Below are 25862 nucleotides of genomic sequence, written 5' to 3'. Positions count from 1 at the left end.
ATGGATGGACGCATGGGCACGTCTGAGACAATGCCGCCATGAACTGGATCTCCTGGATTTTGCTGGCCCTGGCCATCTTGAACGCCCTGTTGTTGCTGTGGCTGGCCACGCGGCGGGGTGACGACGAGCCCTTGAAACGCGCGGCCGACGAACTCAAGCAGGACCTGCGCAACCAGACCGATCAACTCGACCGCAACCTGCGCGATGAAGTGTCGCGCAGCGCTGCTGGCACGCGCCAGGAGTTGGGCTCCACCTTGGCCAATTTCCAGCAAATTTTGCTGGCGCAGCAGGGCGATGTGATCCGCACGCAGAACGAGCAGCTGGACAGCTTCCGCGTGCAACTGGCGCAGATGCAGCAGTCGCTGAGCGACACTTTGCGCCAGACCACCACCACCTTGGCCGAGCAGGCGCACGCCACGCGCGAGACACAGGATTCCGCCTTCAAGCGCTTCTCCGACACGCTCAACGAGCAATTGCGGCAGCTGTCCGACACCAACGAGCGCCGCCTGATCGAGGTGCGAACCACGGTGGACACGCGCCTGCAAGCCTTGCAGGCCGACAACGAAAAGAAGCTGGAGCAGATGCGCCAGACGGTGGACGAAAAGCTGCATGCCACCCTGGAAGCGCGCTTGGGTGAAAGCTTCAAGCAGGTGGCCGATCGGCTGGAGCTGGTGCACCGTGGCCTGGGCGAAATGCAGCGCCTGGCCAGCGACGTGGGCTCGCTCAACCGCGTGCTCAACAACGTCAAGACGCGTGGCATCTTTGGCGAGGTGCAATTGGCCGGCTTGCTGGAGCAGGTTTTCACGCCCGAGCAATACGCCGTCAACGTCGAGACCGTGCCGGGCAGCGGCGCGCGGGTCGAGTTCGCGATCCGCCTGCCGGGTCGTGGCGCGCCGGGCTCCGCGCCCCTTTGGTTGCCGCTGGACGCCAAGTTCCCGCGTGAAGACTATGAACGCTTGCTGGATGCCCAGGACCGTGCCGATGTGGCCGCGGTCGAGGCCGCAGGCAAAGCCATCGAGCAACGCCTGCGCGTCGAGGCCCGCACCATTGCCGAAAAGTACCTGGCACCACCGCACACGGCCGATTTCGCCATCCTCTTCCTGCCGACCGAAGGGCTGTACGCCGAAGCATTGCGCCGCCCTGGTCTGTTCGAGGCCTTGCAGCGTGAGCACCGGGTGATGCTGGCGGGCCCGACCACTTTGCTGGCCACGCTCAACAGCCTGCAGATGGGTTTCCGCACCTTGGCGCTGGAGCAACGCTCATCCGAGGTCTGGCAGGTGCTGGGCGCGGTCAAGACCGAGTTCGCCAAGTTTGGCGATGTGCTGGCCAGGACCAAGAAGAAGCTGGAAGAGGCGGGCAACACGATTTCGTCTGTTGAAACACGCACCCGCATGATGGGGCGCGCACTCAAGAGCGTCGAGTCCATGCCCGAGGCGCAAGCCCAGGCCTTGCTGCCGATCGAGAACCCGCTGGACGCGGACGAAGGTACTCCCGAACTACCCTGATCAAGTTCACCGCCAAGCCGCCGATAACCAGGGTTGCCTTCAACCAACAAGGTGCTCGGTGGCACGGATTCTTTGGGTGGTTTTTCTGTGGTGCGGCATGGTGGCCATGGCCCATGCTGTGCAGCCAGGTCCTGGCGTCGCCAATGTATCGGCGCTGCTTGGCCGTGGTGAGCAGGTGCCCATCTCCATCTGGCGGCCAGCCCAAGCCGCGTCTGAAACGCAAGCTGTGCAGCGGCCATCGTCGTCTGAAACCTGGGTGCCTCAACCCTTGGGCATCCGCCCCTTGGGGTTCCGAGGTGAGGGCGTGTGGACCTGGGCCAGGCTGTCCAACCCTTCATCCAAGGCCATGTCGGGTTGGCTGGCGGTGGCCGAGCCTTTCACCGACTGGCTGGACTGCGTGGTCAGCTCCCCCAACAGCGCCCCCATCACCTACCGCCTGGGCGACCAACGCCCTTACGCCGAACGGCCCGTGCTCCATCCCCGTTTCATCCTGCCTTTGAAATGGCAGGCGGGCGAAACCCTGGACGTGCAGTGCTACATCCGCAACAAGGGCGCCAACCTGGTGGCCTTTGAATACTGGCAGCCCGACCACTTCTGGGCCATCGAGCGCAAGGTGGCCTTGACCAAGTTCCTGGGCTATGGCGCCGTGTTGCTGGTGGTCGTGTGCGGCTTCGTGGGCCTGGTGGTCAACCGCATCCCGGCGGCCATTTTGCTGGTGATCGAGTTGATCCCCGTGGTGATGGGCACCTTGGCCGGCGAGGGCGATGCCTTCGAGTTCTTGTGGCCCACGCACCCTGAATTCAACCTGCCGCCCTTCATGTGGACCTTGAGCGCCTGCATCGCCGGGACGGTGGTCGTCACCCACATCCTGCCGCTGGCACGGTTTGAAAAAATCCTGGTCAGGCTGATGATCGCCACGTCGGCGACCTTGATGCTCCTGGCTGTGACGATCCCGGTGGGGCAGCCCATGGGCGTGGCGGTGAATGTGGTGCCGCTGGTGTACCTGTTGATGCTGATGTCCTTGTGTTTGCGGCACTGGCGTGGCGGGCACTTGCCGCGGATCCTGGCCGTGGGCGTGGGTGCTCAGGTGCTGGGCTTGATGGGTGTGTTGGCTGGGGTGCTGGGTTGGTTGGGCCCCAGTGCACGCCTGACTGCCTTGTTTGCCAGCGTGGTCAAGGCCATGAGCCTGGCCGTGGCGTTGGCTTACCGCATGCGCGTGGAGCGGCAGCAAAGCCTTCGCACGCAGGAGGCGCACACGCGAGAGCTGGAGCAGCGCCTGGCCTTCGAGTCGGAGCTGCGCCATGTGGCCACGCACCACCTGCGCTATGGCTTGCCCAACCAGGCTTTGCTGGACGAAGCCATTCGGCGCACGGCGCTGTCTTCACCGTCCGTGGGCTTGTCCTTGTGGGTGATCCGGCTCAACCGCCTCTCGTTCCTGGAGTCCATCCTGCCGCGCGAGCGCCTGGCCAAATTGGTGGAAGGTTATGCCCAGAACATTGCCCATTGGCTGAAAGCTCGGGACGACTTGGACTTGCTGGCGGTGGAAGCCTCATTGCACGTGGCCGCGCTGGACGATGGCACGCTGGCCTTCGCGTCCATGGGCCAGCCGCCCAAGGCGGTCATGGTCGAGCTGACGGCGTTCCTGACGCACCGCTACGAAGAGGATGGCCTGTTCATCGCCTGGGATCCTCATGTCGGCGTGTCTTGCACGCCCTCCGACCAGACTCTGGCACACGACATGATCGACGAGGCCCGGGTGGCCTTGCAATGGAGCACTGCCCACCACCGTGTGGTGATGTTCGATGCCGAGCGCATGAAGCGCGAGCAGTTGTCGTATGGCCTGACGCTGGACCTGGAGGGCGCCATCGTACGCGGCGAACTGGTGTTGCACTACCAGCCCAAGGTGGACCTGCCTTCACGCAAGACCAAGTCATTTGAGGCGCTGGTGCGCTGGCGCCATCCCATCCGCGGCATGATCCCGCCAGGTGCCTTCATCGCCGAGGCCGAGGCCACGGGCGCCATCAATCGCCTGACCATGTGGGCGATCCGCGAGACCGCGCGGTTCCTGCTGACCTTGCCCGATCCCACGGTGCGTGTGTCGGTCAACATCTCAGCCTTTGACCTGGCCACGCCCCGCTTTGTGGAGCAGGTGCTGGACATCCTGCGCGAAGAAAACTGCCCGCCTGAACGCCTGATCCTGGAGGTGACCGAGTCGGCCGCCTTGAGCGACCGCGAACGGGCCTTGGGCACCTTGTCGGCCTTGCGTCGCCATGGCGTGCAGATCGCGCTGGACGACTTCGGCACCGGCTACTCATCACTGGCCATCTTGCAAGAACTGCCCCTGGACGAGATGAAGGTGGACCGCAGCTTCGTGACCGACCTGGGCGTGTCCGAGCGCAAGCAGGAAGTGCTCAAGGCCATGATCGACGTGGGCCACCGCTTGGGCCTGACCGTGACCATCGAAGGCGTCGAGCAGGAAGACAGCGTGACCTGGCTGGCCCAGCACGACTGTGATGTGATCCAAGGCTTTGTGTTCAGCCGACCACTGGAGGCGCACATGGCCCGCCAGTGGCTGCAGGACCAGCAGCCCCGGATAGACAGCGCTCAGGCCGCCTTGCGCGACGCGGTCTCGGTGTGAATGACACCCCGGTGCAGCTCGTACATCTGGCGCACCCATTGCAAGGCCGGGCGATCGCGCCAGGGTTCCGTCGCGCCCACCATCGTGCGTTGGTAAGCCGGGTCGCCATACACCGGGTGCTGGCTGGGGCAGGCGATCGGCGCGAGCAGTGAGGCCGCCGTGATGTCGGCCGCCGTGAAACTCTGGCCCACCAGGTAAGTGCGGCCATCACTGAGTTGCCCTTCCAGCCAGTCGATGACCTCGGTGATGCGCTTCTGGGCTCGGTCGGCACCCTTCGGCGTGATGTTCAGCTTGCGCCTGAAGGCCCAGCGAATGAAGGGGTAGGCCGCGCGCACAAAGGCCGCCTTGACTGGCGTGGCGTCATCCGTCCACAACTTGATGATGTGCGCGTCGCCCGTGCCGAAGCTGGCAGCGTACAGAAAGCGCGCCACGTCTTTGCCGATGGCATCGAAGTGCTTTTCAACCGCGTGGATGTCCTGGCTCAATGCCTTGGGGATCAAGGCCAGCGGCGCCTGGTTCTTTTCCAGCCACAGCAGGATGCGGCTGCTGTCCTGGATGGTGGCGTTGGGCGTTTTCAGGACGGGCAGGGTGGTCTTGCCGCGCTTGCCCATGAACAGCGCTGGCCCGATGTGGAAGACCGGCGTCATGCGCACTTCCTGGTAGTCGACGCGCGACAGGTCCAGCGTCCAGCGGATCTTCTCGCTGTAGTGCGACATGGCGAAGGTGTACAAAGTCCAGCTCATGATGGTTTCACTTCACGGATGCGGTAACCCAAGCGGGGGAAATGGATGTGGACCTGGCCAGCACGTTCACTGTGCAAGGCCAATGTCAGGCGCTGCGCGTTGATGCCCACCAACTCGCCTTGCACGGCGGTGCCATGGCCCAGCAATTCAGGGGCGACGCTGACGCGTTGTCCCAGGCTCAAGCCGGATGCGTCGGGTGACACGCTGTCGTAGGTCAGGGCCGCAGGCTCATGGGCGGCGGCCAAGGCCAGGGCCTCATCGGCCGTCATGTCAATGCGTTCGCCATGGCCAAAGGCCTTCATGCGCTCCATCCAGGCGGCCGTGGCGGGAAAGCGGCTGAAGTCGAAGCGGCCATTGCGCGCGAACCACAGGGTTGAATAGAGCGTGAAGTCGCCACTGCCGGGCGCGCTGCCATTCACGAAAGGCTGAGCGCCCAGGCCGCTTTCAACCCAGGCCACGTTGATCGCCAGCTCCTGCTCGGCCAGTGGCACGGCGCGCTTGAGCGCTTCACGGTCCAAGGGCGCGCCACGCAAGGCGGCACGGTCGGCCAGAAACTCATCGGGCAGGTAGTCCACATTCTTGCCAAAGGTGTAGGCCACGGCCTTGCCGAACAAGTTCAGATCCACCCAGTGCTCGACCACCTCATTCCAGCCAGCATCGGTCTTGGCCGCAGGCGAGGGCGCCAGGCGTTCAAGTTCCCAGGCGATCAGCCGGGTGTCGCAAAACACATCGGCGCCAACCTGCAGCACGGGCACTTTGCGGTAACCGCCGGTCAGCGCGACCATGTCCGGCTTGGGCGCGATGCGCGGCACCATGACCGAGCGCCAGCTCAAACCCTTGTAGCCCAGCAGGGCGCGGATTTTCTCGGCGTAGGGGGATTCGTTGTAGTGGTGCAGAACGATGTCACTCATGGGGTGCCTTTCTCAGCTTGGGGGCATTGTGGCCGTTGGGCCGTGTCCTTAGAATTGTCGTTTTGGACATCTTTGATGCTGATGTGGTCAACGTGACGAAACAAGTTCACCGTGTGGGTGTTTACGTGTGCCGCCACCACAGCCTGGCCAGCGTGGGCCTGGTGCTCGACACCTTCCGCATGGCGAACCAGGTGCCCGGCCAGCACCGATTTGCCTTGACCCGCATCAGCCAGGATGGCCGGCCCGTGCCGCATCCCGATGGCGAACTGGCCATGGACGGCGACCTCACGGCCATGGCCAGCATGGACCTGATCGTGATCCCTTCACTGTGGGCGCATGGTGATGCGGCCGTGGCCGACAACCCCTTGTTGATCGAAGCCCTGCAAGCTTTGCCACCCCAGGTGCTGGTGGCCACCATGTGCACTGGTGCCTACCTGCTGGCCGCCAGCGGGCGCCTGAACGAGCGCCGCGCCACCACCCACTGGATGCTCGCCGACGGTTTCCATGAGCGCTTCCCGGATGTGCAACTGAAGTCATCGGAAAACCTCACCCACGACGGCAACTTCATCTGCTCGGGCGGCTCACTGGCGGCGGTGGACGCCTGCCTGTATGTCGTGCAGCTGCTGGCGGGGCGCGACACCGCAAAGGAGTTGGCCAGGATGCTGGTGACCGAGGTGCAGCGTGGCCCACAAACCTTGTACGCCCCGCCGCAAGGCTGGCGCCAGCACGCCGATGCCGAGGTGCGCAGGCTGCAGGCCTACATCACCGACCAGCATGCCCAAAGCCTGACCTTGGACGACCTGGCCAGCCAGATCCATGTCAGCGTGCGGACCTTGCAGCGCCGTTTTCTGGCGGCCACCGGCATGACGCCCATCCAGTACCAGCAGGCCGTGCGCATTGAGCGGGGCAAGGACTTGCTGGAGGCCGACAAGCTGCCGGTGCAAGACATTGCCGCCCAGGTGGGCTACCAGGACCGTGTCGCATTTGGCCGTCTGTTCAAGAAGATCACCGGCATGACGCCAGCCGCCTACCGGCAACGCCAGCGCCGGGTGTAGAGTCCAGCTTCCCTTTCTCCCTCTCTTACGCCTCGTCCTGCATTGCCCCTCAGCGGCGTCGTGCCTGTTCGATCCGAACGATGGGTATCCGACGTCAGCGGCCACTGTGCCGCGTCTGGAGCCTTGCATGACTGCCGCCGACATCCCCGACCTGGGTTACCAGGTCAAGTTCCAGTCCGTCTCCATCGAGGGGGGCGATGACCTGCAGATCCGGTCCCTGCTGGACCGCCAGCAGTTTTTTGACCCAGACGGCGCGGCGCAGGCGCAAGGCATCTCAGCAGCTACTTGGCCCTTGTTTGGCATGCTGTGGCCTTCGGCCCAGCGCTTGGCCGGGGTCATGCAGCAACGCGATGACCTGGCGGGCAAGCGCATCCTTGAGATTGGTTGTGGCCTGGGCCTGGCGAGCCTGGTGGCCCACCGCCGCCTGGCCAATGTCACGGCCAGCGATTGCCACCCTTTGGCCGAAACCTTTTTGCAAGCCAATTTGTTGCTCAACGCCTTGCCGGTGATGAAGTACCTCACGGGTCAATGGACCACCGCCAACGCGGGCCTGGGCGAGTTCGACCTCATCATCGGCAGCGATGTGCTCTACGAGCGCAGCCATCCGCAGCAGTTGTCCGATTTCATCGAACGGCATTCCGCTGACGTGGTCGAGATCGTCATCGTTGATCCCAACCGGGGCCACCGCTCACGCTTCACCCAGCACATGCAGGCCCTGGGCTTTGACTACCGCATGACCAACCTGGACAGCACCTTGTCGGCCAGCGAGCCCTACCGGGGCCGCATGCTGCACTTCACTCGGCAGCGTTCACTGCTGAGCGCCTGAGGCCTTGGCCAGTTCGCGCTGGGCGGCCAGAACGGCGGCTGAGGGTTGTTCGGCGCGCTGCGTGGGCCAGCCTTGCAGGTGCCTCTCCACCAGGCTGCTCAGCGCCCGTATCCATTCCAGTCGATCGTTCAGGCACGGGATGTAGTTGAACTCTTGGCCCCCGCTGCTCAGGAAGGCGTCCTTGCCCTCCATGGCGATCTCTTCCAGCGTCTCGATGCAATCGCCCACGAAGCCAGGGCAGATCACATCCACGCGTTGCGTGCCGGCCTTGGCCAGAGCACGCAAGGTGGGTTCGGTGTAGGGCTGCAGCCACTTGGCTTTGCCAAAGCGGCTCTGGAAGGTGACCACGTACTCGTCGGCTTTCAAGCCCAGCTGCTCGGCCAGCAGGCGGCCGGTCTTCAGGCATTCGCAGTGGTAGGGATCGCCCAGGTGCAAGGTGCGCTCGGGCATGCCGTGAAAACTCATCACCAGTTTGTCGGCGCGGCCATGGCTGGCCCAGTGGGCCCGCACACTGGCCGCCAAGGCGTCGATGTAGCCCGCGTCATCATGAAACCGCGCGATGGTGCGAAGCTCGGGCAGGTGGCGCACCTTCTGGCCCCAACTGAAGACATCGTCCATCACGCTGGCCGTGGTCGCGCCCGAGTACTGCGGGTAAAGCGGCACGATCAGGATGCGGTGGGCGCCTTCGGCCTTGAAGGCATCCAGCTGGCTGGCGATGCTGGGCTGGCCATAGCGCATGGCGTGCTTGACGATCAACTGGTGGCCTTGCTCGCCCAGAAAACCTGCCAGCAAAGTGGTCTGCTTTTCAGTCCACACGCGTAAGGGCGAGCCTTCTTTCATCCAGATGCTGGCGTACTTGGCCGCCGACTTGGCAGGGCGCACGCGCAGCACGATGCCGTGCAGGATGAGCCACCAGATCACGCGCGGGATCTCCACCACGCGCGGGTCGCTCAGGAACTGGCCGAGGTAGCGGCGCAAGGCCGCAGGCGTGGGGGATTCAGGGGTGCCCAGGTTGACCAGCAACACACCAGTCTTGGGGGCTTGCCCGTGTTGAAAACGGGGTTCAGTGGCAAAGGTCATGGGGCTGCATTGTCACCCCTGTCGGCCAGCTTGCACAAAACTGACGTCACCTGCTGGATGTCGATGGGCTTGGTCCAGTAACCCGCAAAACCGGCCGCCTTGGCGCGGGCCACGTCGTCGGGCATGGCGTCGGCCGAGCACATGAAGGCGGGCGTGTTTTCCAGCGAGGGCAAGGTGCGCAAGGCGCGCAACACGTCAAATCCGGACATGCCGGGCAGGTGGGCGTCCAGCACCAGCACATCGGGCGCCTTGTCGCGGGCCATGGACAAAGCCATCTGGCCGTCCTCGGCGATCTCCAGGCTCAACTGCGGATAGGGGCGCAAGGCCTCTTCGAACAACATCGCGTTGATGCGGTTGTCTTCAACGTAAAGCACGTGAAGTGGCGTTTGCTCCGCGCAGGGGGCTTCGCGGGTTTGGGTGGCAACTCTGAGGTCGCCATCGGATTTGTCCATGTGTATGTTTGGTATGTCGCCAGCTTCTGGCATGACGCCATTTGCAACTGCTGGCATGACGATGTTGACCCGTGTACCCGAGCCTGGTTGACTTCGAATTTCCATGCTACCCCCCATGGCTTCGATCAGCGAACGCGTGATGATAAGTCCTAGTCCCGAACCTTCAATGGACGAGGTTTCTCGACCCAGTCGTTCGAAGGGCTGAAACAGCTTGCCCAATTGTTGCGGGCTCATGCCCGGCCCGGTGTCGCGGATGACCAGGGCCATGTCACCGTCTGCACGGGCTTCGGTGTCGAACCAGACCGAACCGCCAGCCTGGTTGTACTTGATGGCGTTTGAGCCGATGTTCATCAGTATTTGCCGCAGACGCTGACGGTCGGCATCGACCTGATAAGCCGGATCCACATTGACCTGCAGCGTGATGCCGCGTTGCGAGGCCAGCGGCCCCAGCATGGCAGCGCATTGCTGCACTTCGCCCAGCAAGGTCAGGCGTTCGGCCTTCAGAGTCAGGATGCCGGCCTCCACCTTTTGCAAGTCGAGCACGTCGTTGACCAGGGCCATCAAGTGCTGGCTGCCGTGCAGGATCTGGTCCACGAAGCTGAGGTGTTGCGATGCGGTGGGGGTGTTGGCCAATTGCAGCTTCAGCAATTGCGCAAAGCCGTTCACGGCGTTCAGGGGCGTGCGGATCTCGTGGCTCATGCGCGACAGGAACTCGCTCTTGGCCGCGCTGGCCGCTTCGGCCGATTGCTTTTCGCGCAAGACCTGTTCGGCCCGCTTGATGGGCGTGATGTCCGAATGCGTGCCCACCACGCGAATCGCATGGCCCAGCGCATCGCGGCTGACGATCTTGCCGCGCGACAGGATCCACACGTCGTGGCCCAGCTTGTGGCGCATGCGGAACTCGGCTTGGAACAGGCCTTGGTCGTGCTCCAGGTAGGCGTTCAGTGCCGCCACCACGGGCGCCCGATCATCAGGGTGGATGCGGTCGGTCAGTTCGGTGACCAGGTCGCTGATCTCGTGGTCTTCGTGGCCCAGCATCGCCTTCCAGCGCTGGGAGTAGAAGATGCGATCGGCGCTGGCGTCCCAGTCCCACACGCCGTCGCCAGCACCGTCCAGTGCGAACTTCCAGCGTTCTTCGCTCAGGGCCAAGGCCTGGGCGGCCTGGCGCTCCTGGGTGATGTCCCGGAAGGTGGCCACCACGGCGAAAGGTTGAGCCTGGGTGTTGACGCGCAGCAGGTGGCTGCTGATCTGGACCCAGACCACCACGCCATCACGGCGACGCAAGGGGTGCACGCGGTCGTCCTGGCGCTGCCCGGTCAGGATGGTGGCAATCACCGGCCATTGTTCACGCGGCAAAGCTTGCAGCAGATCGTCCGTCAGCAACTCGTAGGCCAAGGCCTCACTGGTGTTGACGCTGACCAGTTCGTGGGCTTGCACCCCCAGGATCCGGCAACCGGCCTGGTTGATGGCCACCACGCGGCCATCCAGTTGCACCACGATCAGGCCATCGCTGATGGACGAGGCCACCGAGCGGTACAGCTCTTCGCTGACCCGAAGCTTTTCGGCCGCGACCATGCGTTCGGTCATGTCCCGGGTCAGGAAGAGCGTGTGTTTGTCCGGCATGGGCGTCAGCCGGGCCTCGAAGTGCCTCACGCCGCCGCCCATCTCCAGGCTGTAGTCCAGGCGCTGCGGCAAGCCGGTTTCATGGGCCCGGGCGATGGCCAGGGCCTCGCGTTCGGCCAGCTCAGGGGGCACGGCGGCACCAAAGGGCTTGCCCTTCAATTCGCTGAAAGGGCGGACGAGCATGGCGTGCTCTTCATGCGCCGCCTCATAGCGGCCTTGGTCATCAATGACAAACCAGAGGTCGGGCAGGGCGCGCAGCACCGAGGTCAGCCGCGCCTGCGATTCTTCCAAGGCTTTTTGCTGCACGGCCAGGGCCGCCGCATGCCGCTTGGTTTCGCTGATGCCGATCGAGAAGTGCACGATGCTGCCATCCGGCAGGCGTTGTTCTTTGGACAAGACCCAGCCGTTTTTCAGGCGGATCTCTTGAGGTTCGGCCTGGTCGACCAGGCCCATGCGCCATTCAAAGAAAGCGTCTTCGCGGCCAATGGCGTCTGGGTAGAGGCCCTCGGCGATGCACTTGCGAAGCAGGTCTGCCCACAGCGTGCCTTCGACGGCCTGCGCGCCCATGCGCCGACGCCAACTGCTGTTGCTGAGCAGGATTCGCCCGTCCGGCCCCCGAATCATCACGCCCGCGTTGAAGGACTCGATGGCCTGCCGCAGCAGCAGGTCAGCTTGGCGGCTTTGCTGCTCCTCATTGATCTGACGGGTGATGTTGCTGCTGGCGCCCCGGTAGCCCATGAACCGGCCCGCGTGGTTGAACACCGGTGTGCCGCTGATGCTCACGGTGATCTGGCCGCGTGGGGTCATGCGGTCGGCGATCACGTTGCTGAAGGGTTCGCGGCGGGCCCGGGCGGCCAGGAAGCGGTCCCAGGAGGCGCGGGTGTCGTCGCCGCGCGGGGTGTACAAGTCCTTTGCCTTGAGGCCTACCTCGGTCGATGGGTTCAAGCCGGTGTGCTGCAGCAGGCTGGCCGAAACCCACTGGATGACGCCCTGGTCGTTGGTCTCCCACAACCAGTCGCTGCCCGCCAGGCTGGCGGTGCGCACCCGGGCCTCCAGTTTGCGAAAGCGTTGGGTGTTCAGCCTGGCCTCGACCAGGGCACTGGCGGCCAGGGCGAGGTCTTGCAGGCTTTGAAGTTGCTGGGCCGACAGTTGTCGTGGTTCCTGGGCCAAGACGCAGACCGTGCCCAAAGCCTGCCCTTGCACCGATAAAGGCACGCCCGCGTAGAAGCGGGCGTGAGGGGGGCCGGTGACCCAGGCGTTGTGCTTGAATCGCGGGTCGTCGTGTGCATCGGGGATGACCAGCACATCGGCTTGGCAGATGGTGGCGGCGCAAAAGGCGTCGAGCCGAGAGAATTGGCGTTGCTCGATACCGATGCGGGCCATGGCCCAGAGGCGGTGGCTGTCGATCAGGTTGATCATGGCCACCGGGCAGTCCATCTGCGCGACCAGCAGGCGCACCAAAGCGTCGAACGCGGGGTCGACCTCGGAGTCCAGCAACTTGCTGGCGCTCAACAGCGCTAGGCGCGCGGACTCATCGGGTGGAACTGCATTGAGGGTCATGCGGTCGTCATGGGTGGGACGGCAACGAATCACTCTAACCCATGCGTGCCCAGATGTGTCTAAGCGTCAGCACTGAGGCAAAGTGTCAGAAAAGCTCAACACTTCGAAATGAATTTGGGTCGCGGTGGCGTCCGTGGGTGGCGAACCCATGCAGATCACACCGCTGCCGTGCAAGGTGCAGGTGCCGCGGCGCAGGGTCAGGATCTGGTCGTCGTGGTCGAACTTGACGTGCGTGCCGTTGTAGCTGAGGTCGCTCAGGTAGATGTGGCCGCTGTGCGATTCGATGCGCACGTGCGAGCGCGACACACGCGCGTCGCTGACGCAAAAGGAGGCCTGCGGGCTGCGGCCCAGGGTCAAAGGCATGCTGGCGGTCGAGAAAATACGCTCGGTGCCCAGCCAGGTCAGGCGCACGCCGTCGGGCATGTCGGTGCTTTCGGCGCCCATCATCATGGTCGATTCGGTGTCGCCAAACTTGCGGCTTTCCATGCGCAGCACGGGCACGGGCTCTTTGCGGCCGCGCAGGTGCAGGCGGTCGATGCTGCGAAAGCGCTCCTGCTGGTCGGAGGGCAATTCGCGGATCAGGGGGCCGGTGGCCAGGGTTTCGTTGTCACCGGCCAGGTCGATCAGGCGGGCGGCCACGTTGACGGCATCGCCAAAGCAGTCGCTGTCCACTTCCACGATCTCGCCCCAGGCCAGGGCCACTTTCATCTTCAGGGCGGTGGCCTTGCTGGGCAGGCCGTCTCTGGGCAGCGGGGCCAGGCGTTCGAGCGAATCCTGGGCGCTGGCGGCGGCTTCAACCGAGCGCTCGGCGTCGTCAAACACGGCCATCAGGCCATCGCCCAGGGTCTTGACCACGCGCCCGCCACCCTTGGCCACGATCTGCCCGAGCATGGCCAGGCTGTGTGTGACCACCGTGGCCGCTTCCTTGTTGCCAAGGCGCAAATACAAGGCCGTGCTGCCGCGCAGGTCGGCGAACATGACGGCACATTCCTTGGTGGTTCCCATAGCTCGGTATGTTGGCTCAGGTGCTCAGGCAGTGGTGTGAAAAATCACACGGTTTTTGAGGCCTATTCGGTGGCATGCCTTGCGCTCGGCATCCGATCAATGTAGTTGACTGGCGCGTGATCCGCCAGCAGGGCCGGTGGGTTGGTGCGCCAAGCCAACGGATTGACGAGTACACCGGTGCGACCAGGGGCCTTGAGCCGAATTTCCCGGCCCACGTGCCTGAACCCCATGAAAGCAGGCGGGATCATGGTCACCACGTCGATGTCATCCACCACACGGTGGATGGGCAGGTGCCGCAGCGATCGTGCGAACGCCGAATTGCCCACGCGGGGGGCCCCGAAGTTGTAGACCGCCAAGGGCGCGTGCCGGGCGGCGGCCAAGGTGGCCAGGGCGCCACCCAGGCTGTGGCCGGTGAAAAAAACAGGGCAGTTCAAGGTGGCCAGTTCGGCCTCGACCTGCGGCCAGATGGAATCGAGCGCCCACCGAAAACCCCGGTGCAGACCGGGTTGCCGGCGCCTCAAGAACTGCAGGCCCAAGGTGATGTCGGTGAGGCGGTCGCGCGGTGTGTCCGTGCCTCGGAATGCCAAGACCGCGAACCTGGGCGGCGAGCCCGAGGTCACCAGCATGGCCTGGGTGTCCGTTTCCGAACACAGGAAAAAACGCCGCTGCTGCAGGCCGACCTTGTCCAGGAAACTGCGCCGGCTTGGCTGCGGCGGCGGATTGCTTTCCTCGATGTCGTGGCGGTAGACCAGGCGGCTCAGCTCCAACAGCCACAGGGCGTTGCCTTCGACATAGGCGCTGGTCGTGGGATCGAAGGTGGGCAAGGCCACGCGGGTGAAAAAATCGGTGGCGTCGCCGGGGCGCAGCACATCTTGCCAGGTGGTCATCAGTCGATGTCTTTTTCTTGAATGCTGGGGCACCATGAAAAATGCCCGGACGGTGCCGGGCATTCTGTCACTGGGTTGGCTTGAAACTAAAGCCGATCAGAGATTGTCGAGGTAAGTGCGCAGCTTGTCCGAACGGCTCGGGTGTTTGAGCTTGCGGATGGCCTTGGCTTCGATCTGGCGGATGCGCTCGCGGGTGACGTCGAACTGCTTGCCGACTTCTTCCAGCGTGTGGTCCGTGCTCATCTCGATGCCGAAACGCATGCGCAGCACCTTGGCTTCGCGCGGTGTCAGGCTGTCGAGGATGTCCTTGACCACGTCGCGCAAACCGGCCTGCATGGCCGCTTCGATGGGCGCCGTGTTGTTGGTGTCCTCGATGAAGTCGCCCAGGTGGCTGTCGTCGTCGTCCCCGATCGGCGTTTCCATGGAGATCGGCTCTTTGGCGATCTTCATGATCTTGCGGACCTTGTCCTCCGGCATTTCCATCTTGGCGGCCAGCGTGGGCGCATCGGGCTCGAAACCGAACTCTTGCAAATGCTGGCGCGAGATGCGGTTCATCTTGTTGATCGTTTCGATCATGTGAACCGGGATGCGGATGGTGCGGGCCTGGTCGGCGATCGAGCGCGTGATGGCCTGACGGATCCACCACGTCGCGTAGGTCGAGAACTTGTAGCCACGGCGGTATTCGAACTTGTCCACCGCCTTCATCAAGCCGATGTTGCCTTCCTGGATCAGGTCCAGGAACTGCAAGCCACGGTTGGTGTACTTCTTGGCGATCGAGATGACCAGGCGCAGGTTGGCCTCGATCATTTCCTTCTTGGCATCGCGCGAGGCCTTTTCGCCCTCGTTCATGCGCTTGTTGATCGTTTTCAGATCATCAATCGGCACCACGGCTTTGCCTTGCAGGTCGATCAGCTTTTGCTGCAACTCCTGGATGGCAGGCAGGTTGCGCTGCATGATCGCGGCGTAAGGCTTGCCGGTCGCGATTTCCTTTTCAGCCCACTTCAGGTTCAGGATGTTGGGCGGGAAGGACTTGATGAAGTGCTCTTGCGGCAGGCCGCACTTGTCCACCACGATCTTGCGCAGTTCGCGCTCGTAGCGGCGCACGTCATCGACCTGCGAGCGCAGCACGTCGCACAGGCGCTCAATGGTCTTGACCGTGAAGCGGATGGTCATCAAGCCCTGGCTGATGCCGTCTTGCGCCTTGTTGTAAGGCGAAGACTTGTAGCCATCCTTCTCGAAGGCCTTGGCCATCTTCTCGAAGTTGCTGCGCAGTGTGTCGAAGCGTTCCAGGGCCTGGTTCTTCAGCTCTTCGAGCTTCTTGGTCAGGGCCTTGGAGCCGCCGTTGCCATCGTCGTCGTCTTCTTCGTCGAACTCGTCAAAGTCTTCTTCGGCGACGTAGTCATCGGCTTCGCCCACGGACACGAAACCATCGACCACTTCGGAGATTTTCATCTCGCCGCTGCGGATCTTGTCGGACAACGACAGGATCTCGGCGATGGTGGTGGGCGAGGCCGAGATGGCCAGCATCATGGCTTGCAGACCGCCTTCGATGCGCTTGGCGATTTCGATTTCGCCTTCGCGCGTCAGCAGCTCGACCGTGCCCATTTCGCGCATGTACATGCGGACGGGGTCGGTCGTGCGGCCGAATTCGGAATCGACCGTGGACAAAGCGGCTTCGGCTTCTTCCTCGGCTTCTTCTTCGGTCGCGGTGCTGGTGGTGGCGCTGGCCAGCAACAGCGTGGCGGCGTCAGGCGCCTGCTCGTAGACCGCCACGCCCATGTCGTTCAACATGGAAATGATGGCCTCGAGGATTTCGGCCTCGATCAGCTTTTCGGGCAAGTGGTCGTTGATTTCCTGATGGGTCAGGAAACCACGGGTCTTGCCCATCTTGATCAGGGTCTTGAGTTCCTGGCGGCGCTTGGCGACTTCTTCTTCGGACAAGGCGGTTTCGTCGATGCCGAATTCGCGCATCAATGCGCGCTCTTTGGCGCGCGAAACCTTCATGCGCAAGGGCTTGGCCTTGGGCTTGTCGTCGGAGACGCCGTCAGCGACTTCAGCTTCTACGGCCTCAGGCTCACCTTCGAGTTCGGCTTCGATGTCACCGATGTCTTCTTCTTCAAAGGCCGCCTTCTTGGGATCCTTCTTGGCGGCTGCGGGCGCGGCTTCAGCGGCGGCTTTGGGCTTGCGGCCGCGCTTCTTGGGCTCGCTCGCGGCGACACCCTCGGCTGCTTCGGTTTTGGGCACGCGTGTCTTGGCGACCTTCTTGTCGGTCGTCTCTAAGGCCTGCGACGCAGGAGCAGCTTTCGCGGTTTCTGCTGTCGTCTCTGTTTTCGCGGTCTTCTTCGCGGTCATGCGGATCCTCGAAAGATGGGCTGGGGGCTTGTCGAACCCTCCATTATCCTTCATGGAGAGGGTTGCGTCAAAAATAGTCACGCGGCTAGGGCGCAGAAGTGGGGCGCATTCGGCTGATTTCAAGCTTGAGCGCCAGGGATTGGCGGATCAACTCCATTTTTCGAGCCTCCGCTGCGTCGGAGAGTTCACCGGATTGGGTGAGCAATTCCAACTCATCGTTCAGGGCCTGAAGCTCCAGGGGCTTGATCAGGCCCAGCAGGTCGTTCAGAGACTCCTGACCGGTCAGAACATCATGGAAATTGGTGATGCGTTCGGCCAGGGCCGAAAAACCGGGGTCGGACTCGGCCGATTCACGGTGGGTGTCGTCGTCGCCAAGGGTGGCGTGGCGCATGCGGTCGATCAACTCCTGGGAGGCCAGGGCGCCCTGGTCGTGCACCAGCCGGTCCAACCAACGGAAGAAATGGCCATACACAGCAGGCTGTTCGCACAGGATGTCGTGTGCGGTGGCGGGCACCTGCTCCCAGAAATCACTGCGGGCAACCATCAGCCAGACGATGCGGTCCAGCGGGCGGGCGGCCTGCGGCAAAGGGCGGCGGTCGAACACCGGGCTGCCTTTGCGCTGCCAGCGGCTGTTGCCATCCCACGGTTTTTTCCACTCGCGCTTGCCGCCACCGCGTCGGGGCTGCTGCCCACCATCGCCATGGTTCCCGTAACCGCCAAATTGCTCGTCCTGGCCACTGCCATAGCTGCTTTCGTCACCATGAGAGACCGAGGCGTAGCCACCGTCGTCCCAAGGCTGGCCCTGGTCGTCGCCGCGGGCGCGCTGGCCGCCTGGGGCGCCTTTTGATTTGGGCTCGGCCTGGGTCGTGAGGCGGCGGCGCACTTCCTCGGGGGCGGTGCGGGCCATGGCCGCCAGTTCGTCGGCGATCTGTCCGCGCAGGGCGCCGTCGGGCAACTGGCCGATCAGGGGCAGGGCCTGGGCCAGCAAACGGGCGCGGCCTTCGGCGGTGTCCAGGTTGCAGTCGCCCTTGGCGTGTTCCAGCAATTGGCGCGACAAGGGCACGGCCTGCTGCACGCAGGCCTCAAAAGCCTCCGGGCCAAACTCGCGGATGTAGGAGTCGGGGTCGTGCTCGGCGGGCAGGAACAGGAAGCTGATGCGGCGGGTGTCGCTGGCAAAGGGCAGGGCAGCTTCCAGCGCACGGCCAGCAGCGCGGCGTCCGGCGCCATCGCCGTCAAAGCTGAACACGACTTGTTCGGTGAAGCGGAACAGCTTTTGCACGTGCTCGGCTGAGCAGGCGGTGCCCAGCGTGGCCACGGCGTTGCCAAAGCCCCATTGCGCCAGGGCTACCACGTCCATGTAGCCCTCGGTGACCAGGGCGTAGCCCTTGGTGCGCAAGGCGCTGCGGCCCTCGTACAAGCCATAGAGCTCACGGCCCTTGATGAAGACTGGGGTCTCGGGCGAGTTCAGGTACTTGGGCTCGCCCTTGTCCAGCACGCGGCCGCCAAAGCCGATGACCTCGCCTTGTGGGTTGCGGATCGGAAACATGATCCGGTCGCGAAAACGGTCATAGCGTTTGGCCTCGCCATCGGCCCGCGTTTCGCCGTCATCGGGCGTGATGACCAGGCCGGCTTCGACCAGCAAAGGGTCGTCGTACTTGGGGTAGACGCTGGCCAGGCCGCGCCAGTTGTCGGGCGCGTAGCCCATGCCGAAGCGGGCGGCGATCTCGCCGGTCAGGCCGCGTGCCTTGAGGTAGGCCACGGCCCTGGGCGTGCTTTTCAGTTGCTGGCGCCAGTGCTGGGTGGCCTTGGCCATCACGTCGGTCAGCGAGGTCTGCTTTTCCTTCTGGGCCTTGGCCTTTTCACGGTCTTCGGGCTTGCTGTCGTCATCGGGCACGGGCATGCCCTGGATCTGGGCCAGGTCCTTCACGGCTTCGACAAAGCCCAGGCCAGTGTTCTCCATCAGGAAACCGACGGCATTGCCATGCACGCCGCAGCCAAAGCAGTGGTAAGTCTGGCGGCTGGGGCTGACGATGAAGCTGGGCGATTTCTCGCCATGGAAAGGGCACAAGCCCTTGAAGTTGATCCCGGCCTTTTTCAAGGTGACATAGCGGCCCACCACCTCGACGATGTCGGTGCGCGCCAGCAGGTCTTGGATGAATGACGGTGGGATCACAAGCTGAAAACTTCGGTCTCAAGGGTCAAGAAAGGCATCGAAAAACACAACGGCCCCGACGCTGTGACAGCGAGGGGGCCGTGGGCCAAGCCGGTAAGGGCTGTGACGGGTTCTGGCTCAGGCCCCCAGGGCTTGCAGTGCGCGGGCGGTGATTTCATCGACCGTGCCCACGCCGCTGATCTTGGCGTAGCGCGGTGCCGACTGGTCACCCGTGGCGGCCCACTGTGAATAGTAGTCCACCAGCGGACGCGTTTGCTGGTGGTAGACCTCCAGGCGCTTGCGCACGGTTTCTTCCTTGTCGTCGTCACGCTGGATCAGGTCTTCGCCGGTGGCGTCGTCCTTGCCTTCGACCTTGGGCGGGTTGAACTTGACGTGGTAGGTGCGGCCCGACGCAGGGTGCACACGGCGGCCGCTCATGCGGTCGATGATGGACGAGTCGGGCACGTCGATTTCCAGGACGATGTCCAGGTTCACGGCGGCCGCCTTCATGGCGTCGGCTTGCGGGATGGTGCGCGGGAAGCCGTCGAACAGGAAACCCTTGGCGCAATCTGGCTGGGCGATGCGTTCCTTGACCAAGCCGATGATGATGTCATCACCCACCAGGCCGCCAGCATCCATGACCTTCTTGGCGGCCAGGCCCATGTCGGTGCCCGCCTTGACGGCGGCGCGCAACATGTCGCCCGTCGAAATTTGCGGGATGCCGTACTTTTGGCACAAGAACGTGGCCTGAGTGCCTTTGCCGGCGCCAGGCGCACCCAACAGGATGAGTCTCATGGTTCTCCTCGGTATCCGATGACGCTGTTTGACGGCTGGCGCCAAACAGCTCTTGCAAGCCGCGCAGGATAGCACGCGGCGTTCATTCAACCCTCAAGTTCTACCCTCGAAGAGGGCGCGAACACGGGCCAGGTCTTCCGGCGTGTCGACCCCAGGACCGGGGGGCTGCAGAGCGACATGGACTGCGATGCGTTCGCCATGCCAAAGCACGCGCAATTGTTCCAGCGATTCGACCGCCTCCAGCGGGCTGGGTGGCAATTGCGGATAGCGGCGCAAAAAGCCGGCGCGGTAACCATAGATGCCGATGTGTCGCAATGGGGCGCCGACGCCGTTCGCGGGGTGGCCGGGGGTGGGCGCATCTCGCCACCAGGGGATTGGCGCGCGCGAAAAATACAGGGCCCGTCCCAAGGCGTCGGTGACCACCTTGACCACATTGGGGTTGCCAAATTGGCTGGCATCGTCGATGGCGTGGGCGGCGGTGCTCACCACGCAATCGGGGCGCTGGTCCAACTGGTCCGCGCAGGCGTTGATCAGCGCCGGGTCGATCAAAGGCTCATCACCCTGCACATTGACGACGGCATCGTCGCCGTCCAGCCCCAGCAGGACGCAGGCTTCGGCCAGGCGGTCGCTGCCAGTGGGATGGTCGGCCCGGGTGAGCACCACGCGCACGCCATGGGCCTCGCATGCTGCGGCCACTTCGGGCGAATCCGTGGCCACCACAACCTGGCTGGCACTGCTCTGGGCGGCACGTTGCGCCACGCGGACAATCATCGGCAGGCCCGCGATGTCGGCCAGCGGTTTGTTGGGCAGGCGGCTGGACGCCAGGCGTGCCGGGATCAACACCGAAAAGCCCATGTCAGGCGGCTCCAGCGTCGTGCGCAGCGCCGGGCTTGCCAGTCAGCAAGGCGGCATTGGGGATGGGGTCGTCGTTGTCTTCCACCGTTTGCGCTTCGCTTTCCAGCATGACGGGGATGCCGTCGCGGATGGGGTAGGCCAAGCGGTCGGCCGCGCAGATCAAGGCTTGGCCTTGTGGCTTGCGGTGCAGCGGGCCTTTGCACAGGGGGCAGACCAGCAGTTCGATGAGTCGAGTGTCCATCGGGTTGAGTTTTCCGTTAAAGCGGTTAAAGGTGATGGCGGGGCAGCCGTGCCAGCGCCGAATCGATCGCTTGCCAGAAGCTGGGCTCAGGCCTGAAGTCTAGTGCGGCCACCCACACTTGCGTGGCTGGGCGCTCCTGGCGCACCCGTTCAGGCCTGATTTTGACGGCGTCTTTCTCGGTCACGATGACATGGGCAATGCCATCAGGCCAGGGCAGGGTGGTATAGGGATCGTGGTCGTCGCAGGCCACGGGGTGCGTGTTGAAGCCCAAGGCGGCCAGTTGGTCGAAGAACTTGGGTGGGTGGGCAATGCCGGCCACGGCCCAGGCGCCGTCACGGGGCGGCTGCTGGCTGGCATCGCCGGCCTGGCCTGACCACCACTGGCTAAGCAGCTGCATGGGTGCCATGGCGCGCTGCGCCAGGTGGCCCTTCAAGGGGGTGGTGGGTTTTTCAGCGTTGTACAAAACAATGGGCGGGGCCACGAGTGAGGCGGGGGCCATTGGGGCGATGGGCTCGCGCAAGGGGCCCGCGGGCAGCAGCCAGCCATTGCCTGCGCCACGTTCGTCAAACACCACCACCTCGATCTGGCGGGCCAGGCGCAAATGCTGCAGGCCGTCATCGCAGACCAGGATGTCGAGCTCAGGGCAGGCTTGACGCAAGGCCTGGCCACCAGCGACGCGGTCGCGCCCGACCATCACCGGCACCTGGGTGCGCCGCCAGATCAGCAGCGGTTCGTCACCCACATCCGTTGCGCTCAACTGGTTGGCCGATGATTGGCCAATGAGTGTGAAGGGTTGGGCGTCTGCCGCCTGCTTGTAGCCCCGCGTCAGCACGCCCGGATGCCAGCCTTGCCGCTGCAGGTGTTGGACGATGGCGATCGTGGCCGGGGTTTTGCCCGCACCACCGACGATCCGGTTGCCCACGACGAGCACCGGCAGGCCTGGGGATTCGGACTTCATCACGCCCAGTCGATAGGCTTGTCTTCGCAAGGTGACCAGCAGCCACATCAGCGCAGACACCGGCCACAGCAAGACCGGCAAGGCGCCGCGCGACGACCAACTGCGAACGACTCGCTGCGTGATGGAAGCCATCAACAGGATGTGGTCGTGTGAGTGCGGATCAGGGCTGGGCCGCAGCCGCGCCCATTTGCCCTTGGGTGGCGAAGGTCAACTGCGACAAGCCAGCGCGGCGCGCGGCGTCCATCACGTTGATCACGCTTTGGTGCGTGGCCGAGGCATCGGCGGTCAGCACGATCACCGTGTCCCGGTTGGCGCCGGTACCGGCGGTCAGTGCGGCCGCCAGCAACTCCACGCTGCGACCTTCCACCTGGCGGTTGTCCACCGAGTAGCGGCCATCGGCGGTGACGACCACGACCAACTCCTTGGGCCTGGGCTTGGTGGACTGCGCGTTGGCCACGGGCAGGTTGATCTTGAGTTCGGTGAACTTGGCGTACGTGGTGGTCAGCATCACGAAGATCAGGACCACCAGCAGCACGTCAATGAACGGGATGAGGTTGATCTCGGGGTCTTCGCGGTGCCGCGTGCGGAAGTTCATCGCCATGGCGCGTGCTCAGCGGCGGCCCGAGGTCAGGCGCAGGATGTGCGGCACCATGCGTTCGGCGGCTTGTTCCAGATCCAGGGTGTAGGAATCGACCCGGGCCCGGAAGTGTCGGTAAAACGCCAGTGAAGGGATGGCCACGATCAGGCCAAAAGCCGTGTTGTACAGGGCCACCGAGATGCCATGCGCCAGCTCCAGGGGGTTGGCGCCCGCCGTGCCCGATGACGCGCCTGACACCCCGAAGATCTCGATCATGCCCACCACGGTGCCCAGCAATCCCAGCAAAGGGGCGGCACTGGCGATGGTGCCCAGGGCGCTGAGGTTGCGCTCCATGTCGTGCACGGCCTGGCGACCAGCGGTCTCGAACGAGGCCCGCAAATTGGCGTCGGTGATGCGGGGTTCGGCCATGGCCGTGCGCAGCCCTTGGGCCAGCACCAGCCCCAGCGAGGAGTTTTCGGCCAGTTTGTTGACCGTGTCCACGGTGGGCAGGCTGGCGCGCGTCACGGCCATGACCTCATCGACCAACCGCGCGGGTGCCACACGAGAGGCGCGCAGGCTCAAAAACCGTTCAATGATCAGGGCCAGGGCCACGATAGAGCACAGCACGAGGGGCCAGATTGGCCAGCCAGCAGCTTGTAAGATCGACAGCAACGAAGACTCCAAAGGTCACGCTAAGCCGCAGATTATGGCGCTGAAATTTGCGCTTTCCGGCAAGCGCTTGCATCTCGTTTCCGACCAGGCAGTCATCCACCAAAGCTGTGGATAACTTTGTGGGTAAGCCACCTTGTCGGCCCGCCAAACCGCGAAAATTCACGGCCCTCTACAGATTGCTACATTTTTAAGCAGGTAAAAGTCTTTGTGAATCATAAGCTTATGACATTGTTAAGGCTCTGTGACAGTGGTTTAGGCCTTCCCGGCCTTGATCTGCGCGGTTGTGGACTTCCCGATGCCCTTGCCTGCTGGCGATGCGGCGCACCTGAAGCGTTTGAATCCGCCGCGTCCTCCTGGGGTTATCCATGACGGCCCGCGTCTGGGGCGTGTCGGCCCTCATCAATGCCATCAGCGACAGCCTGGCCGCGCGCTTCGCCCAGTGTGTGGTGCGGGGCGAGATCAGTGGCTTCACCAGGGCGGCCAGCGGGCACGGCTACTTCACGCTGAAAGATGAAAACGGTGGGGCCAGCTTGCGCTGCGCCATCTTCCGCCGGGCCTTGTCGCAAGTCGATTTCACGCCCGGCGAGGGCATGCTGGTGGAGGTGCGCGGCAACCTGTCGGTGTACGAAGCGCGTGGCGAGCTGCAGATGGTGGTGGAGGGCATGCAGCGCGCTGGCGCCGGGGCGCTGTACGAAAAGTTCCTGCGCCTGAAAGCCAAGCTGGAGGCCGAGGGCCTGTTCGACCCAGCCCGCAAGCGCGACATCGGGCATTTTCCGCGCCGGGTGGCGGTGGTCACCTCCCTGGCAGCGGCGGCATTGCGAGACGTGCTGACGACCTTGCAGCGGCGCTCGCCCCATGTCGAGATCGTGGTCGCCCCGTGCTCCGTGCAAGGTGCTGAAGCCCCGGCGCAGATCGTCTCGGCCTTGGCCCAGGTGGTGCTGAGCCACCATGCCGGCACCCTCTTCGACACCGTCATCGTGTGTCGAGGCGGTGGTTCCCTGGAAGATTTGTGGGCTTTTAACGACGAGCGGGTGGTGCGGGCCATCGCGCAATGTCCCATCCCCGTCATCAGCGGCGTGGGGCACGAGACCGATGTGACACTGTCTGACTTTGCTGCCGACTTGCGGGCGCCCACCCCCACGGCCGCCGCCGAGCTGGTGGCGAAAGCGCAGGTGCAGGCCTTGGGTGAGTTGGCCGCCATCGCTGGCGCCATGGGACAGCGCGTGTGGCAGCGCGTGGACAACCTGTCGCAACGCCTGGATCAGGCGGCGATGCGATTGGCTCGTCCAGCCCAAGCCTTGAGCCGTCAGCGGCACGACCTGGCCTTGCTGGAGCACCGAATGCTCGGCGCCAGCCAGCGTCGCGTGGGGCTGGCCGCGCAGGCTTTGCCGATCTGGCAGTCGCGCCTGGTTCGGGCGGTGGCTCAGCAAAAATCACTGGCGCATCAGCGCGCCGATGCGCTGCAGAACCGATTGCATGCCCTTGATCCCCAGCGTGTGCTGGAGCGTGGTTACGCCTGGCTCAGCGATGCGCAGGGACACACCGTCACCAAGGCGTCGCAGGCCGCGATAGGATCCACCTTGGACGTGGTTCTGGCCGATGGGCGCTTGCAGGTCGAGGTGTCCGAGCGCGCGATCGGCATGCAACTTTCGGCTGGCGGAGAAGCCACAGCTGCCGACTGAGTTTTGCAGGCCTCAGCGCGATTGCACGGAGCACTTGCCTACAATCACCGGAAATCGTTCACGTTTCAACTCGAAGAGGATCAAGCACCATGGCTCACACGCTTCCCCCCCTGCCTTACGCCCAAGACGCATTGGCCCCTCATTTGTCGAAGGAAACTTTTGAGTACCACTACGGCAAGCACCACCAGGCTTACGTCACCAACCTGAACAACCTGATCCCCGGCACCGAGTTCGAGAACCTGTCGCTGGAAGAGATCGTCAAGAAGTCCAGTGGCGGCGTCTACAACAACTCGGCCCAGATCTGGAACCACACCTTCTTCTGGAGCTGCATGAAGCCCGCCGGTGGTGGCGAGCCCACAGGCGCCCTGGCTGATGCCATCAACGCCAAGTTCGGCAGCTACGCCGCTTTCAAAGAAGCTTTCACCAAGTCGGCCGTGGGCAACTTCGGTTCGGGCTGGACCTGGCTGGTCAAGAAGGCTGATGGCACGGTCGACATCGTCAACACGGGCGCTGCCGGCACCCCGCTGACGACCGCCGACAAGGCCCTGCTGACCATCGACGTGTGGGAGCATGCTTACTACATCGACTACCGCAATGCGCGCCCCAAGTTCGTTGAAACCTTCCTGACCTCGTTGGTCAACTGGGATTTCGCGGCGCAGAACTTTGCTTGAATCGCTTCGGCGGTGTGAGTCTCATCAAGCCGGGCATTGCCCGGCTTTTTTATTGAGCTGTTTTTGATGAAACGATTTCAATACCCTTTTGTCGTCTTTGGTATTTGAAGCTTTTGTACCAATCGCTGCTGAGCGGCTTGAGCAGTGGTACATTCGTCCTCGGTTTTTATCAGGCCCTTCCCGTCGCCTTTCTGGATTCAGAAGTCAGCAAGGCGGGTCGCAATCCGCCAACCGGTCAAGCCGTGTCGCGGAAGGTTTTCAACCAGCCATAACCCAGCAAACCTGGGAGTGAGGTCAGCGAAATGATGCAGCAGTTCAGGTCGAACTCGTACCTGTTCGGGGGAAACGCCCCGTACGTGGAAGAGTTGTACGAGGCCTATCTCGACAACCCGGGCTCCGTGCCCGACAACTGGCGGTCGTACTTCGACGCCTTGTCCAACGTCCCCGCCACGGACGGCACCGATCACCGAGATGTGGCCCACGCGCCTGTCGTCGAATCGTTTGCCCAGCGCGCCAAGGCCAACGCCTTCATGGTCAAGACCAGCAGTGCTGATCTGGCCGTCGCCCGCAAGCAAGTCCATGTGCAATCGTTGATTGCTGCCTATCGTTTCCTCGGCTCCCG

20 protein-coding genes and 1 pseudogene are annotated in these 25862 nt (G+C 63.7%); 7 read left to right on the top strand and 14 right to left on the bottom strand.

Annotated features, from left to right (window positions below):
• Nucleotides 1–38: 38 nt before the first annotated feature.
• Nucleotides 39–1505 carry a DNA recombination protein RmuC gene (rmuC, locus tag Q7V20_RS10740; RefSeq protein ID WP_304790444.1) on the top strand — a complete coding sequence of 489 codons (1467 nt, stop codon included), beginning with the start codon at nucleotides 39–41 and terminating at the stop codon, nucleotides 1503–1505.
• A gap of 76 nt (nucleotides 1506–1581) precedes the next feature.
• Complete coding sequence (locus Q7V20_RS10735; RefSeq protein ID WP_304790441.1) at nucleotides 1582–4143, top strand: EAL domain-containing protein; 2562 nt, start codon at nucleotides 1582–1584, stop codon at nucleotides 4141–4143.
• On the opposite strand, the gene Q7V20_RS10730 is transcribed toward Q7V20_RS10735, so the two are convergent.
• Together Q7V20_RS10730 and Q7V20_RS10725 are read right to left on the bottom strand one after the other, a co-directional pair.
• The gene (locus tag Q7V20_RS10730) at nucleotides 4110–4886 is read right to left on the bottom strand and encodes a glutathione S-transferase family protein (RefSeq protein ID WP_304790438.1); all 777 of its coding nucleotides are present in this window, start codon (nucleotides 4884–4886) and stop codon (nucleotides 4110–4112) included. The genes Q7V20_RS10735 and Q7V20_RS10730 overlap by 34 nt on opposite strands.
• On the bottom strand, nucleotides 4883–5797 hold the full coding sequence (locus Q7V20_RS10725) for a glutathione S-transferase family protein (RefSeq protein WP_304790435.1): 915 nt from the start codon (nucleotides 5795–5797) through the stop codon (nucleotides 4883–4885). The genes Q7V20_RS10730 and Q7V20_RS10725 overlap by 4 nt, the downstream gene beginning before the upstream one ends.
• 92 nt (nucleotides 5798–5889) lie before the next feature.
• Here Q7V20_RS10725 and Q7V20_RS10720 point away from each other — a divergent pair, with 92 nt between their 5' ends.
• Both Q7V20_RS10720 and Q7V20_RS10715 read left to right on the top strand, forming a co-directional pair.
• Nucleotides 5890–6852 (top strand): GlxA family transcriptional regulator, encoded by a 963-nt coding sequence (locus tag Q7V20_RS10720; RefSeq protein ID WP_304790432.1) that lies wholly within the window; start codon nucleotides 5890–5892, stop codon nucleotides 6850–6852.
• 127 nt (nucleotides 6853–6979) lie between these two features.
• A complete protein-coding gene (locus Q7V20_RS10715) occupies nucleotides 6980–7678 on the top strand; it encodes a methyltransferase (RefSeq protein WP_304790429.1) in 699 nt (232 codons plus the stop codon).
• On the opposite strand, the gene hemH is transcribed toward Q7V20_RS10715, so the two are convergent.
• The 12 genes from hemH to Q7V20_RS10655 all read right to left on the bottom strand — a co-directional run bounded on the left by hemH (nucleotide 7661) and on the right by Q7V20_RS10655 (nucleotide 22887).
• Nucleotides 7661–8758, bottom strand: coding sequence for a ferrochelatase (hemH, locus tag Q7V20_RS10710; protein ID WP_304790426.1), 1098 nt, complete (start codon nucleotides 8756–8758; stop codon nucleotides 7661–7663). The two genes, Q7V20_RS10715 and hemH, sit on opposite strands and share 18 nt — an antisense overlap.
• Nucleotides 8755–12393, bottom strand: coding sequence for a PAS domain S-box protein (locus Q7V20_RS10705; protein ID WP_304790424.1), 3639 nt, complete (start codon nucleotides 12391–12393; stop codon nucleotides 8755–8757). Before Q7V20_RS10705 ends, hemH begins: the two co-directional genes overlap by 4 nt.
• 66 nt (nucleotides 12394–12459) lie before the next feature.
• Nucleotides 12460–13398 (bottom strand): adenylate/guanylate cyclase domain-containing protein, encoded by a 939-nt coding sequence (locus Q7V20_RS10700; RefSeq protein ID WP_256450048.1) that lies wholly within the window; start codon nucleotides 13396–13398, stop codon nucleotides 12460–12462.
• Nucleotides 13399–13460: 62 nt separating this feature from the next.
• Entirely contained in the window at nucleotides 13461–14285 is an 825-nt protein-coding gene (locus Q7V20_RS10695; RefSeq protein WP_304790418.1) for a lipase family protein, read from the bottom strand.
• A 96-nt stretch (nucleotides 14286–14381) separates the two neighbouring features.
• The gene (gene rpoD / locus Q7V20_RS10690) at nucleotides 14382–16637 is read right to left on the bottom strand and encodes an RNA polymerase sigma factor RpoD (RefSeq protein ID WP_304790415.1); all 2256 of its coding nucleotides are present in this window, start codon (nucleotides 16635–16637) and stop codon (nucleotides 14382–14384) included.
• A gap of 85 nt (nucleotides 16638–16722) precedes the next feature.
• Nucleotides 16723–18810 carry a DNA primase gene (gene dnaG, locus Q7V20_RS10685; protein WP_304790412.1) on the bottom strand — a complete coding sequence of 696 codons (2088 nt, stop codon included), beginning with the start codon at nucleotides 18808–18810 and terminating at the stop codon, nucleotides 16723–16725.
• 117 nt (nucleotides 18811–18927) lie between these two features.
• Complete coding sequence (gene adk, locus Q7V20_RS10680; RefSeq protein WP_304790408.1) at nucleotides 18928–19584, bottom strand: adenylate kinase; 657 nt, start codon at nucleotides 19582–19584, stop codon at nucleotides 18928–18930.
• 93 nt (nucleotides 19585–19677) lie between these two features.
• Complete coding sequence (gene kdsB / locus Q7V20_RS10675; protein ID WP_304790405.1) at nucleotides 19678–20439, bottom strand: 3-deoxy-manno-octulosonate cytidylyltransferase; 762 nt, start codon at nucleotides 20437–20439, stop codon at nucleotides 19678–19680.
• A gap of 1 nt (nucleotide 20440) precedes the next feature.
• A complete protein-coding gene (locus Q7V20_RS10670; RefSeq protein ID WP_304790402.1) occupies nucleotides 20441–20680 on the bottom strand; it encodes a Trm112 family protein in 240 nt (79 codons plus the stop codon).
• A 25-nt stretch (nucleotides 20681–20705) separates the two neighbouring features.
• Entirely contained in the window at nucleotides 20706–21770 is a 1065-nt protein-coding gene (gene lpxK, locus Q7V20_RS10665; RefSeq protein WP_304790399.1) for a tetraacyldisaccharide 4'-kinase, read from the bottom strand.
• 28 nt (nucleotides 21771–21798) lie between these two features.
• Nucleotides 21799–22233: a biopolymer transporter ExbD gene (locus Q7V20_RS10660; RefSeq protein WP_304790626.1), complete on the bottom strand. Its 435-nt coding sequence runs from the start codon at nucleotides 22231–22233 to the stop codon at nucleotides 21799–21801.
• A 15-nt stretch (nucleotides 22234–22248) separates the two neighbouring features.
• Nucleotides 22249–22887, bottom strand: a complete 639-nt coding sequence (locus tag Q7V20_RS10655) for a MotA/TolQ/ExbB proton channel family protein (protein ID WP_304790396.1) — start codon at nucleotides 22885–22887, stop codon at nucleotides 22249–22251.
• Between the two features lie 365 nt (nucleotides 22888–23252).
• On the opposite strand from Q7V20_RS10655, the gene xseA reads away from it, so the two are divergent.
• From xseA to sucA, 3 genes and pseudogenes are all read left to right on the top strand, one after another.
• Complete coding sequence (gene xseA / locus Q7V20_RS10650) at nucleotides 23253–24569, top strand: exodeoxyribonuclease VII large subunit (protein ID WP_304790393.1); 1317 nt, start codon at nucleotides 23253–23255, stop codon at nucleotides 24567–24569.
• A gap of 89 nt (nucleotides 24570–24658) precedes the next feature.
• Entirely contained in the window at nucleotides 24659–25240 is a 582-nt protein-coding gene (gene sodB, locus Q7V20_RS10645) for a superoxide dismutase [Fe] (RefSeq protein ID WP_304790390.1), read from the top strand.
• 302 nt (nucleotides 25241–25542) lie between these two features.
• Nucleotides 25543–25862 (top strand): annotated as a pseudogene (gene sucA, locus Q7V20_RS10640) (2-oxoglutarate dehydrogenase E1 component); the annotation flags it as partial.

Source organism: Aquabacterium sp., from assembly GCF_030652515.1.
Taxonomy (GTDB): Bacteria; Pseudomonadota; Gammaproteobacteria; order Burkholderiales; family Burkholderiaceae_C; genus Aquabacterium.
The sequence above is the reverse complement of the archived record's forward strand: the minus strand, read 5'-3'. Positions and strand labels throughout refer to the sequence as shown.

Coding starts and splice junctions, on each gene's coding strand:
- rpoD (WP_304790415.1), bottom strand. CDS start 16,637: ATGACCGCGAAGAAGACCGCGAAAACAGAGACGACAGCAGAAACCGCG.
- Q7V20_RS10730 (WP_304790438.1), bottom strand. CDS start 4,886: ATGAGCTGGACTTTGTACACCTTCGCCATGTCGCACTACAGCGAGAAG.
- lpxK (WP_304790399.1), bottom strand. CDS start 21,770: ATGGCTTCCATCACGCAGCGAGTCGTTCGCAGTTGGTCGTCGCGCGGC.
- Q7V20_RS10660 (WP_304790626.1), bottom strand. CDS start 22,233: ATGAACTTCCGCACGCGGCACCGCGAAGACCCCGAGATCAACCTCATC.
- rmuC (WP_304790444.1), top strand. CDS start 39: ATGAACTGGATCTCCTGGATTTTGCTGGCCCTGGCCATCTTGAACGCC.
- Q7V20_RS10725 (WP_304790435.1), bottom strand. CDS start 5,797: ATGAGTGACATCGTTCTGCACCACTACAACGAATCCCCCTACGCCGAG.
- sodB (WP_304790390.1), top strand. CDS start 24,659: ATGGCTCACACGCTTCCCCCCCTGCCTTACGCCCAAGACGCATTGGCC.
- Q7V20_RS10695 (WP_304790418.1), bottom strand. CDS start 14,285: ATGACCACCTGGCAAGATGTGCTGCGCCCCGGCGACGCCACCGATTTT.
- hemH (WP_304790426.1), bottom strand. CDS start 8,758: ATGACCTTTGCCACTGAACCCCGTTTTCAACACGGGCAAGCCCCCAAG.
- Q7V20_RS10670 (WP_304790402.1), bottom strand. CDS start 20,680: ATGGACACTCGACTCATCGAACTGCTGGTCTGCCCCCTGTGCAAAGGC.
- adk (WP_304790408.1), bottom strand. CDS start 19,584: ATGAGACTCATCCTGTTGGGTGCGCCTGGCGCCGGCAAAGGCACTCAG.
- xseA (WP_304790393.1), top strand. CDS start 23,253: ATGACGGCCCGCGTCTGGGGCGTGTCGGCCCTCATCAATGCCATCAGC.
- Q7V20_RS10715 (WP_304790429.1), top strand. CDS start 6,980: ATGACTGCCGCCGACATCCCCGACCTGGGTTACCAGGTCAAGTTCCAG.
- Q7V20_RS10700 (WP_256450048.1), bottom strand. CDS start 13,398: ATGGGAACCACCAAGGAATGTGCCGTCATGTTCGCCGACCTGCGCGGC.
- kdsB (WP_304790405.1), bottom strand. CDS start 20,439: ATGGGCTTTTCGGTGTTGATCCCGGCACGCCTGGCGTCCAGCCGCCTG.
- Q7V20_RS10705 (WP_304790424.1), bottom strand. CDS start 12,393: ATGACCCTCAATGCAGTTCCACCCGATGAGTCCGCGCGCCTAGCGCTG.